This window comes from Streptomyces nanshensis (assembly GCF_001751255.1).
Lineage (GTDB): Bacteria > Actinomycetota > Actinomycetes > Streptomycetales > Streptomycetaceae > Streptomyces > Streptomyces nanshensis_A.
Genome location: NZ_LJGW01000279.1, coordinates 22,131 through 33,633, shown reverse-complemented (window position 1 = coordinate 33,633; position 11,503 = coordinate 22,131). Strand labels below are relative to the sequence as shown.

General features: G+C 74.2%; 5 protein-coding genes and 1 pseudogene. 5 read left to right on the top strand and 1 reads right to left on the bottom strand.

The window, feature by feature from the left end; genetic code table 11:
• The first annotated feature begins 58 nt into the window (after positions 1-58).
• Complete coding sequence (locus AN218_RS16505; protein WP_476755964.1) at positions 59-1,051, top strand: LamG-like jellyroll fold domain-containing protein; 993 nt, start codon at positions 59-61, stop codon at positions 1,049-1,051.
• A 423-nt stretch (positions 1,052-1,474) separates the two neighbouring features.
• Here the strand turns inward: AN218_RS16505 and AN218_RS16500 are convergent, their stop codons facing one another.
• Entirely contained in the window at positions 1,475-4,129 is a 2,655-nt protein-coding gene (locus AN218_RS16500; protein WP_141747598.1) for a helix-turn-helix transcriptional regulator, read from the bottom strand.
• A 205-nt stretch (positions 4,130-4,334) separates the two neighbouring features.
• Between AN218_RS16500 and AN218_RS16495 the strand changes: the two are divergent.
• From AN218_RS16495 to AN218_RS16480, 4 genes and pseudogenes are all read left to right on the top strand, one after another.
• Positions 4,335-5,959 (top strand): annotated as a pseudogene (locus AN218_RS16495) (3' terminal RNA ribose 2'-O-methyltransferase Hen1).
• Positions 5,956-8,670 (top strand): polynucleotide kinase-phosphatase, encoded by a 2,715-nt coding sequence (locus AN218_RS16490; RefSeq protein WP_079132241.1) that lies wholly within the window; start codon positions 5,956-5,958, stop codon positions 8,668-8,670. Before AN218_RS16495 ends, AN218_RS16490 begins: the two are co-directional and overlap by 4 nt.
• 455 nt (positions 8,671-9,125) lie before the next feature.
• Positions 9,126-10,967 (top strand): LamG domain-containing protein, encoded by a 1,842-nt coding sequence (locus AN218_RS16485; protein WP_070017649.1) that lies wholly within the window; start codon positions 9,126-9,128, stop codon positions 10,965-10,967.
• A gap of 79 nt (positions 10,968-11,046) precedes the next feature.
• Positions 11,047-11,496 carry a nitroreductase/quinone reductase family protein gene (locus tag AN218_RS16480; protein WP_070017648.1) on the top strand — a complete coding sequence of 150 codons (450 nt, stop codon included), beginning with the start codon at positions 11,047-11,049 and terminating at the stop codon, positions 11,494-11,496.
• The last annotated feature ends 7 nt before the right edge of the window (positions 11,497-11,503 follow it).

Below are 11,503 nucleotides of genomic sequence, written 5' to 3'. Positions count from 1 at the left end.
CTCCGGCGCGCCCGGGGCGCCCGGCGGGGCCGAGCCGACGGCGACCGCCACCTCGACCGTGACCGCGCCCGCGCCCGGCACGGGCTACGAGCCCTCGTCGCCCGTGCGCGGAGCGGAACTCGAGTGGCTCTTCGACGCGGTCGACGACGGCGAGACCGTCGACACCTCGGGCAACGGCACCCACGGCACCCTCGACGGCGACCCGCTGCCGGAGCTGGGCAAGGGCGACGTGCTGGAGTTCGCGGGCGAGCAGTCGGTCGTCGCGGACGGGCCCGTCGTCGACACCACGAAGAGCTTCTCGGTCTCCGCGCGGGCCAAGATGAACGACACCGAGGACTTCCAGACGGTGGTCAGCCAGGACGCCGCCCACATCAGCGGCTTCTCCCTCCAGTACGACCCGGACTCGGACCGCTGGGAGATGATCATGCCGGAGGAGGACGCCGCGGACGCCGAGCTTCTGCAGGCGGGCTCCGGACCGGGCCCGGCCCCCGACAGATGGACGTATCTGACGGGCGTCTACGACGCGCACGCGGGCGAGATCCGTCTCTTCGTCGACGGCAAGCTGGAGGACACCGCCCACGTCGACGACGGCTCCGGCGACGGTGCGGGGGAGGGCGAGGGCGACGGCGCGGCCGCGGGCGGCTCCGCGAACGGCGGTTCGGACGACGGTGGTTCGGGCGACGACGGTTCGGACGACGGCGGTGCGGGCGACGACGGTTCCGCGAGCAGTTCCACCACCACGACGACGACCACGACGTCCGGCGGCGGCGACGGCGGTGGCGGCCGGGGCGGACGCGGAGGCCGGGGCGGCGGCTTCGGCGGTGGCGGACGTCCCGGCGGCGGCTTCTTCGGCGGCGGAGGCGGACGCTCGGCCCCGGGTCTCGGTACGTTCCAAGTGGTCGCCGCGAAGGGGGACTTCGTGGTCGGCCGGGGGCTGGCGGGCGAGGAGTTCGTCCGGGGCTTCGACGGGGCGATCGACGACGTACGGGCGTTCAAGCGGGCGTTGACGGGGGAGGAAGTGGCGGCGCTGGCGGGGNTGGCGGGGCGGTAAACCGCGGGGTGCCCCTGGCGCGGCGGGCCAGTCGACGGGGGTGCGTGGTGGTACGCGGGTACGCGGGCCTCGGGGGCCTGCGAATCCCGGCCCTGCGGGGGCGTGGTGTTGAACTGGGTGGCCGATGTGTTGAGTTGGTCGGTGTGGTCGTGTTTCCGCCGGGCTCTCGTTGTGGGGGTGCTTTGCCGTTGCGGCGGGTGGGGGTTGTTCCGGGTGGGTGGTTGTTCGTGGTCGGCTTGTGCCGTGGCTGGCGCCACGGCGGCGCCTCTCGTGTGGGTGCGGTTGTGGTGCTGTGCGGGAGCTGGGGGGATTGTTCGTCGGGCTTCCGTCGTGGGTGACTGTCCGTCGGTGGCACCTTGTTGGGCTTCGTCGCGATCTCGGCGTGGGCAAATGTGTGCTGCGGAGGGGGAGTTGGGCCCTCCGTCAGGTGAAGTCCTCCCTCAGATATTCCGTGCGCAGTGCGCGGCGGCTGCGGACGCCGAGTTTGCGGTAGATGTTCTGGAGGTGGTTGTCGACCGTGCGCTTGGAGATCGTCACCGCCTCGGCCACCTCGGCGTTCGTCAGGCCCGCGCACACCAGGCCGGCGATCTCCGCCTCGCGGGACGTGAGGTGCTTCGCCGCCCCCAGCACCGTCAGGCCCGGCGTACGGGCCTGTTCGCAGTGGCGCTGGAGGCCGAGGGAGAGGTTCTCCGCGGCGGTGGCGTGGCGGTGTTCGCCGCGCTGGCTCCAGTGGGTGCAGGCCGCCGCGGCTGCCTCCGCCGCCACCAGCAACGCACCGGCCGATTCCAGCAGTTGGGCGCTCTCCAGCAGCCGTTCGGGGTCCGCGGCGGCCAGTGCGCCGACGTAGGCGGCGCGGGCCGCGGTCAGGCCGCCGTCCGAGGCGGCCGCGACCCGGGTCATCTCCGGCTCGGCGTTCCGCGCGTCGCCGAGGCGGGCGAGGTCCGTCAAAAGGTGTGCCTCGGCGGCGAGATGACCCGCCGCACGTGCGTCCTCCGCCGCCTCCCACAGCACGTCGCGCGCGGCGTGCTGCTTGCCCTCGGCGGCCAGTGACCACGCCTCGCCCAGCGGGAGTTCGGGGCGGAAGACGCCCCAGCGGGGCAGCCCCGCACACGCCGCGGACGCCGTGCGCGCGGCGGGCAGGTCCTGCGTCAGCGCGGCGGCCTCCGCCTTGAGTGCGAGTGCCGTGTGCAGGGTGCCCGGGAAGGAGTTGCGCGAGGCGACGCACGCGGATTGGGAGGCCCAGCGGCGGGCCCGTACGGGTCTGCCGAGCAGCAGCGCGCAGCGCGCGAGGGCCGCCGCGATCAGCGCCTCCGCTCCGGCGACGTCGTCGGCGAGGGCCTCCTGCCAGCCCTGTTTCCCCGTCTTGTACGCCTCTTCCAGGCGCCCGTCCTCGGCCAGCGCGAACATCACGGCGCTCAGATGCTCCACGGGGTGCGGTATCGCGGGCGACTCGTCCAGACGTATGCGCTCGTCGTACGCGTCGCGTGCCGCCGCAAGTCCCTCCTGCACCCGGCCTGTTGCGACGAGGGCGGTGGCGCGGGCGCCGTCGCCGAGTACGCCGGCGAGACAGTCGGCCTCCGGTGCCTTGTCCTTTCCGCCCCCGGATCCCTTCCCGGATCCGGGGACGGCGCGGTCCGTCGCCGCCGGTGCGCCGCCGACCACCGCCAGCGCGTCGTCGGGGCGTCCGAACGCCATGAGGACGGCGCCGCGTGCCGCGGTCAGCACGTCCCGGTGGCGCTGCTCGCGCAGTTCGCGCGCCGCCCGCGCGTTGACGTCCAGGGCCTGGTGGACGTCGATGAAGCCCCAGGCCAGCAGCCGCGATCTGCCCAGGGCGAGGAGCAGCCGGTCGAACTCGTCCTCCGCGCGCTGCGCCGCCTCCTCGAAGACCTCCCAGGCGCCCGCGAGTTCGCCGAGTTCGTACAGCGACTCCGCGAGCAGCAGCCGCGGCAGGAAGTCCTCGCCCTCGCGGCACGCGGCGCGTGAAAGCTCGCGCACGGTACGGAAGTTCTGCGTACGCCGGGCAAGCGTCGCCGCGCGCAGCAGCGTGTCCGGGTCGGCCGAGCCGGTGGCGGCGAGCTGCCAGGAGGCGATGCGGATCTTGTCGGTGAGCCGCTTCGCGCCCCGGGCCCGCACGAGTTCGGCCTCGTCGCCCAGGATGCGGCGCCGCTCAGGCGAGGAGACCGCCGAGCGCAGCACCTTCTCGTGTGCGGGGTGGCGCAGCGTGACCGACTCCCGGCGGCCCTCGCGCACCGTCCGTACGATGCCCGCCCGCTCCAGCTCCTCCAGCGCACCGGCGGGCAGCGTCGCGGCCTCGACGGGCTGGCACAGCGCGATCCGGTCGAGCGTTCTGCGGGTCTCGTCCGAGACGCCGGAGAGGCTTCGCCCGACCATCTCCGACAGCAGCGGGGAGGCGCCGACGTCGGAGACGAGCGTCCACCATTCACCGTCGTCCACGAGGCCGTCCGCCGCGAGGGCGTGCTGTGTGAACTCCCGCAGATAGCAAGGGTTTCCGGCGCTGACCCGGTGCAGCAGCGAGACCGTACGCGGCTCGACGGGTCCGCCGAGCGCCCGGTGCAGCACCTCGCCGGTCTGCCGTTCGCTCAGCCCGCCCAGCGCTCTGCGCAGCGCCTGTCCGCTGCTCTGCAGGCGGTACGCGACGGGGCCGAGGTCGCGCAGCGAGGTGACCGTGCCGAGGAGGAACACCGCCCCGGCTTCGAGGAGTTGGGCGACGAGACGGGCCGACGCCTCGTCCAGCCCGTCGAGATCGTCGGCGAGGAGCACGTACCGGTGGCCCTCGTCCCCGGGTCCGAGTGCCTCGCGGGCCAGGGCGAACAGGGACACCGGGTCGCCGGCGTCCGCCCCGTGCGGCAGCAGATGCGCCAGCGAGGCCAGCGGCGCGCCCGGTGCGAAGACGGCGACGGCACGGCCGGCCGGGTGCCCGGCGGCCTCGGCGCGTTCCCGGCAGACCTGTGCGAAGTGCGACTTGCCGATGCCCGGCGGCCCGTGCACGACGAACGCGTGCCGCCGACGGTCCGCGAGGGCCTCGTCGAAAGCGGCGATCTCCTGCTCGTGTCCCACGAACGGCCACGCTGCCGGAGCCTCCACACCCTCGCCCCCCTTCGCGCATGCCGGCTCGCAGCACAGTAAGGACCTTCGGGCCCCAACGACCCCGGTACGCAAGGGAATTGGCAGATCGTGAGCGATCAGCACCGGCCGGACGACGGCTCCGGGGGCGGTGAAAAAGCAGTGGGGCGGCGGGCGAGGCCCGGGGATACTCGGCCCGGTGTTCATGACGATAAGCACCACGGGAGACGTCCGCAGTCCGGCGACCGACCTGGGGTTCCTGCTGCACAAACACCCCGCGAGGGCGCAGCGCTTCCCCACCTCGGGCGGCGACGCGCACGTCTTCTACCCGGAGGCGTCGCCGGAGCGCTGCACCGCCGCGCTGCTGCTCGACGTGGACCCGGTCGCGCTCGTACGGGGCGCCAGGGGAGGACCCGGCGGCGCGCGGGGCAAGGGCGCCCGCGGCGGCGCACACGGCCCCGAGCTGGCCCAGTACGTCAACGACCGTCCGTACGCGGCGTCTTCGCTGCTCGCCGTCGCCCTGCGCGCGGTCTTCGCCAGCGCCCTGCGGGGCCGCTGCGACGCGCGGCCCGAACTGCCCGGCCGCGCACTGCCGTTGCGCGTCGAGGTCCCCGTGCTGCCCGCGCGTGGCGGACCCGACCTCGTACGGCGGCTGCTGGAGCCGCTCGGCTGGGACGTGAGCGCCGAAGTGCTGCCGCTAAACGGGGAGTTCCCCGAGTGGGGCGACTCGCGGTACGTGCGCCTCGCGCTCTCCGGACGGCTGCGTCTCGCGGACGCGCTGCGCCATCTGTACGTACTGCTGCCGGTCCTGGACGACGCCAAGCACTACTGGGTCGCCCCGGACGAGGTCGACAAGCTGCTGCGCGCCGGTGAGGGCTGGCTGCCCGGCCACCCCGAACAGGAGCTGATCACCCGCCGCTATCTCGTCCGCCGGGCGCTCGCTGACCCACGACGCGCGGGAGCGGCTGGAGTTGGCGCGGCTCGCCGAGGCGGACGACGCCGAGGCCGCCGACCTGGACAACGCCGTCGACGAGGAGGCGGACACCGAGGAGCGGCCGGTGCCGCTCGCGGTGCGGCGCCGCGAGGAGATCCTGCGCGTCCTCGCTGAGACCGGGGCGCGCCGCGTGCTCGACCTGGGCTGCGGCCAAGGACAGCTCGTCGGCGCCCTGCTCAAGGAGAGCCGGATCAGCGAAGTGGTCGGCATGGACGTGTCGGTGCGCGCACTAGGCGGCGCGGCGGCTGCGCCTGGAGCGCATGCCGGAGCGGCAGGCGGAACGGGTGCGGCTGATACAGGGCTCGCTCGCCTACGGCGACGCACGGCTCACGGGCTATGACGCGGCCGTGCTGAGCGAGGTCGTCGAGCATGTGGACCCGCCGCGGCTGCCCGCGCTGGAGCACGCCGTCTTCGCGGTGGCCCGGCCCGGCCATGTGCTCGTGACCACGCCGAACGCCGAGTACAACGTCCGCTGGGAGTCGCTGCCCGCGGGGCGGTCACGCCACCCGGACCACCGGTTCGAGTGGGACAGGGCGCAGTTCCGCGCATGGGCGGAGCAGGTCGCGGAGCGGCACGGCTACCGCGTCGGGTTCCGGCCGGTCGGCGACGAGGACCCGGAGGTGGGCCCGCCGACGCAGATGGCGGTCTTCGAGGCGGAGCCCGCGCACCACCGGGAGGACCCCCGGACGGCAGGCGCGGACAAGACCGCGGACAAGACCGCGAGCAGGGACGCGAGTTGGGACGCGAGCCGGGACGCGCACAAGGACGTGAACGCGGACGCGCACAACGACGTGAACGTGGACGAGGAGACGAAGGAGGAGGGCGCATGAACGGCACCGCACCCGGCGCGGAGGCGGCACACGAGGCGGCGGCACCGCACGAGGCGCCCGCCGCGCCCCCACTCTCCGCCGCGCCCCCGTCCTCCGGCGCCGCGCCGACCGACGTCACGTCCGCCGACGCCGCGTCCACCGCGCTCGGCGTCCCCGACCTGTCGCTGGTCGTCCTCGTCGGCGCGACCGGCTCGGGCAAGTCCTCTTTCGCGCGGCGGCACTTCCTGCCCACGCAGGTCCTCTCGTCGGACTTCTGCCGCGGCCTCGTCGCCGACGACGAGAACGACCAGGCCGCCACGCGCGACGCGTTCGACGTGCTGCACCACATCGCCGGCAAGCGGCTCGCGGCGGGCCGTCTGACCGTCGTGGACGCCACCAACGTCCAGCCGGAGGCGCGCAAGTCGCTCGTACGGCTCGCGCGCGAGCACGACGTGCTGCCCGTGGCGATCGTCCTGGATCTGCCGGAGAAGGTGTGCGCCGAGCGCAACGCGCGGCGGCCCGACCGCGCGGACATGCCCGCGCGTGTGCTGCCCCGGCAGCGGCGTGAACTGCGGCGCTCTCTCAAGTCGTTGGCGCGTGAGGGCTTCCGCAGGGTGCATGTGCTGCGCAGCCCCGAGGAGGTGGAAGCCGCCTCCGTACGGCTGGAGCGGCGCTACAACGACCTGCGGCATCTCACCGGGCCGTTCGACGTCGTCGGCGACGTGCACGGCTGCCGCTCGGAGCTGGAGTCGCTGCTGACCCGGCTGGGGTACGAACTGGTGCGGGACGCGGAGGGCCGCTCCGTGGACGCCCGCCATCCGCGGGGCCGTACGGCGGTGTTCGTCGGCGACCTCGTCGACCGCGGTCCGGACAGTCCGGGCGTGCTGCGGCTGGTGATGGGCATGACGGAGGCCGGGAACGCGCTGTGCGTCCCCGGCAACCACGAGAACAAGTTCGGCCGCCACCTCAAGGGCCGCTCGGTGCGGCTCACCCACGGCCTCGCCGAGACGGTCGCCCAACTGGAGGGCGAAAGCGAGGAGTTCAAGGAGCGGGTCGCGGCGTTCGTCGACTCCCTCGTCAGCCACTACGTGCTGGACGGCGGCGCGCTCGTCGTGTGTCACGCCGGTCTGATCGAGAAGTACCACGGCCGTACGTCGGGCCGGGTGCGCTCGTTCGCGCTGTACGGGGACACCACCGGCGAGACCGACGAGTACGGCCTGCCCGTGCGCTATCCCTGGGCCGAGGAGTACCGGGGCCGTGCGGCCGTCGTCTACGGGCACACCCCGGTGCCCACCGCGTCGTGGCTGAACAACACGATCTGCCTGGACACCGGCTGTGTCTTCGGCGGGAGGCTCACCGCGCTGCGCTGGCCGGAACGCGAACTGGCCGACGTACCGGCCGAGAAGGTCTGGTACGAGCCGGTGCGGCCTCTGGCGGCGCCGTCCGGATCCGGCGCACGGGAACGCCCGCTGGACCTGACCGACGTCGCGGGCCGCCGGATCGTCGAGACGGAGCACCACGGCCGGGTCTCGGTACGGGAGGAGAACGCGGCGGCCGCGCTGGAGGTGATGAGCCGCTTCGCCGTCGACCCGCACCGGCTGGTGTATCTGCCGCCGACGATGGCGCCGTGCGCGACGTCGTCCGAGGAAGGCTTCCTGGAGCATCCGCGGGAGGCGTTCGCGGCCTACCGTGCCGACGGCGTACGGCAGTTGGTGTGCGAGGAGAAGCACATGGGCTCCCGCGCGGTGGCGCTGGTCTGCCGTGACGCGGAGACCGCGCGGCGGCGCTTCGGCGTCGCGGACGGCGCCACGGGCACGGTGCACACGCGGACGGGACGCCCCTTCTTCGACGACGCCGCGCTCACCGAGGAGCTGCTGACGAGGCTGCGGGAGGCCGTCGGCGGAGCCGGGCTGTGGGACGAACTCGGCACGGACTGGCTGCTGTTCGACGCGGAGCTGCTGCCGTGGTCGCTGAAGGCGTCGGGTCTGCTGCGCGAGCAGTACGCCGCGGTGGGCGCCGCCGCGGGCGCGGCCTTCCCGCCTGCTCTCGCGGCGCTGGAAAGCGCGGCCGAACGGGGCGCCGACGTCGGCGCGTTGCTGGAGCGGCAGCGTGAACGGGCCGCGTGCGCCTCGGCGTTCACCGACGCCTACCGCCGCTACTGCTGGCCGGTGGACGGGCTGGAGGGGGTGCGCCTCGCCCCGTTCCAGATCCTCGCGGCCGAGGGCCGCAGCCTCGCGGCGGTCCCGCACGACGGCCAACTGGCCTGGCTGGACCGGCTGGTGGCCGCGGACACCGACGCCGCGTCCACCGCGGGCCGTCCCGGGCTGCTGCGCGCCACGGCCCGTATCACCGTCGACACGGCCGACCCGGACAGCGAGGCCGCCGCCGTGCGGTGGTGGACGGAGCGTACGGAGGCGGGCGGCGAGGGCATGGTCGTCAAGCCGCGGGAGGCACTGGTACGGGGCCGCAAGGGCCTGGTGCAGCCGGGCGTGAAGTGCCGCGGACGGGAGTATCTGCGGATCGTCTACGGCCCGGACTACACCCGGCCCGAGCACCTGGAGCGGCTGCGTTCGCGCTCTCTGGGGCACAAGCGGTCGCTCGCGCTGCGCGAGTACGCGCTCGGTCTGGAGGCACTGGACCGGCTGGCGGCGGGCGAGCCGCTGTGGCGCGTCCACGAGCCCGTGTTCGCCGTGCTGGCGCTGGAGTCGGAGCCCGTCGACCCACGGCTGTGAGGCCGTGTCCCCTGAAAGCCGGCCGGCCTCCCCAACGGACAGACAGCGCCCGTCCGTTGGGGAGACGGCGCGCGCCCGCCCGGGGGAGCCCGGAGCGCCCGGACAGCCGGAACCGGGAGCGGCCGGGCCGGGATCCGGCCGCCCGGCCGTTCCGGCTGCCGGGCCGGGCTGGGCATTGCTCCTCAGACGGCACCTCAAACCCCCGCCCGCCGGGACCCGTCGGTAACCACCCGTCCCGGCCATGCCCCGACCGTCAACCCCGGCCCGTCGGGTGATGCGACGACGGCATCGGGTGGCGGGCGAGGCTAGGTACCTATTGCCTATGGCGTTTTCCTCATCCTTCCGCTGAGCTGGATGTTGACCAATGCCACCGACGCGGTCCAGGCGTCGGCCCGCACGTGATGCATCCGGTTCGTACGGCGGGCACGGCAGGACTGCCGGGGAGATACGAACGGATGGAATGCGCGCACCTGTCTGACGCGGAACTGCTCCGGCTCGTACGGGCGGGCGGGGAGCCCGCGAGCGCCGCCCTGCGCGAGCTGGAGCGGCGCCACTTCCAGGCGGTGAGGGTCTTCGCCTCCTCCTGCGTCGTGAGCTCGTCCGCGGCCGACGCCCTCGCGGGCCAGGCGTGGAAGCGCTCGCTGCATCCCCTGGACCGCGGCGCCTCCGGTGCCGTGCGTCCCCGTGCGCTCTCCGTCGTCCTCCGTACGGCCGTCGCCTGGTCCGTCACGGACCAACGCAGCGTCCTGTCACCGGACTTGCTGAGCTGGACACAGACGAACGTGCACGCGGAGACGGGCGGCCCGCAGACCCCCGCGGCAGCGGCGGAAGCGGATTATCACCCGTCGTCCGTGGCCGTACGGGCCTTCGAGGGCCTCGCCGAGAGCAGCCAGGCCGTGCTGTGGCACACCGCCGTCGAACGCGACGAGGACGAGCGCGTCGAGGAGATCCTCGGCTCCGGCACCGAGGCCGTGCCGCTGCTGCGCAGACGCGCGCGGAACGAGCTGTACAACGTCTACGAACAGCTCCATCAGGCGGGCCTCGACGACGAGTGCCGCCCCTTTCACCGGATGGTCCTCGCCTACGCCGAGGAGAACGCGATCGACATGGCGGCGGACCTCGCGCCGCACCTCGAAGGCTGTGCCGCGTGCACCCGTGCCGTCGCCGACCTGGGCCGGTTGCGCGTGGACTGCGGCGGACTCCTCGCCGAGGCCGTGCTGCCGTGGGGCGGCGCGGAGTACGGCGCCATACGGGCCGAGGAGAACGCCCCGGTCGGCACCGCCCTCGAACTCCTCCCGGGCGGCGCCCACTTGCCGCACACGCCGGGCCGGATGCGCCGCCGCCTTTTCGGCCGCTGGGGCATTCCGGGCCCTGTCGGACGGAGCCGGCCGCGCGTAAGCCGCCTGGTGCAGAGCCTCGCCCTGATCGGCCTGGCCTCGCTGGCCGCCGCGTTCGCCTTCTCCGGCGATCTGCGTCCGGGGGCGCCGCAGAGCAGCGAGGCGAAGCCGTCGCAGAGCGCGGCGCCCGCGCCGTCCGCCGAGCCGGCTCCCTCCCGTACGACGGCGACGGCCACCGCGACCTCCACCGTGACCGCCGGCCGTTCCAAGCCGCCCTCCGGCGGCGGCAAGCCCCGGCCGCCCGCCTCCAGCCCGCCGGTGCGGGGCGCCGCCCTGGAGTGGGTCTTCGACAAGGTCGACGGCGGTGCGGTGACGGACACGTCGGGCAACGGCCGCACCGGCAGGCTCACCGGCGCCCCGGCGCCGAGCATCGCCGGCAGCGCCGCACGCTTCTCGGGCGGGCAGGCCGTGGTCTCGGACGGCCCCGTCGTCGACACCGAGAGCAGCTTCACCGTCTCCGCACGCGTCAACCTCGCCGACACCGAGGACCGCCAGGTCGTGGTGAGCCAGGACGCGGACCAGTCCAGCGGCTTCCTGCTCCAGTACGACGCGGACGAGGACCGCTGGGAGATGCGCGTCCCCTTCGACGACGAGGAGGACGCCGAGGAGGCCGACGCGGACGAGGCCGCCGCGGACTTCGGCCCCGAGACCGGCGAGTGGACGCATCTGACGGGCGTCTACGACGACGACGCCGACGAGATCCGGCTCTACGTCGACGGCAGGCTGGAGGACGTCACCGGCCACGACAGCGACTTCGCCGCCGACGGGGACTTCGCGGCGGGCCGCGGACTGTCCTTCGGCGAGGCGTTCCGCGGCGTCGACGGCACCGTGGACGACGTACGGGCCTTCGACCGTGCGCTGAGCGGAGCGCAGGTCGCCGCGCTCGCCCGCCGGGGCTGACCGCCGGCACCGCCCGGTCCTCCGCGGCGTCTGGCCGAGCCGACCCCGCACCGTCCCCGGCGCGCGCCAGAATGGGGGCATGTCGCGTCGTCACGAGCTGAAGTTCCGTGCGGTCACCGCCTTTCAGCGGCGGATCGCCAATCCGGTCAACCGCCGCCTCCCCGGCCAGGTCCTGCTGGAGACGACCGGACGCCGCTCCGGCCTGGCCCGCCGCACCCCGGTGGGCGGACGCCGCAGCGGCGAGGTGTTCTGGATGGTCTCCGAGTACGGGGAGAAGGCGCAGTACGTACGGAACATCCAGGCCGACCCGCGCGTCCGCGTCCGTATCCGGGGGCGCTGGCACACGGGCACCGCCCGGCTGCTTCCGGAGGACGACGCCCGTGCCCGGCTGCGGACGCTGCCGCGCTTCAACAGCGCCGCGGTGCGCGCCTTCGGCACGAATCTGCTGACCGTACGGGTCGACCTCGACGGGGCGGACGGCTCAGCCGGTTCGGACGGCTCCGGCAGCCCCGACGGCGCCGACGGCTGAGGGGCCG

Excerpts from the sequence above, each read along its gene's own strand:
- AN218_RS16490 (WP_079132241.1), top strand. The coding sequence starts at position 5,956 with ATGAACGGCACCGCACCCGGCGCGGAGGCGGCACACGAGGCGGCGGCA.
- AN218_RS16485 (WP_070017649.1), top strand. The coding sequence starts at position 9,126 with ATGGAATGCGCGCACCTGTCTGACGCGGAACTGCTCCGGCTCGTACGG.
- AN218_RS16480 (WP_070017648.1), top strand. The coding sequence starts at position 11,047 with ATGTCGCGTCGTCACGAGCTGAAGTTCCGTGCGGTCACCGCCTTTCAG.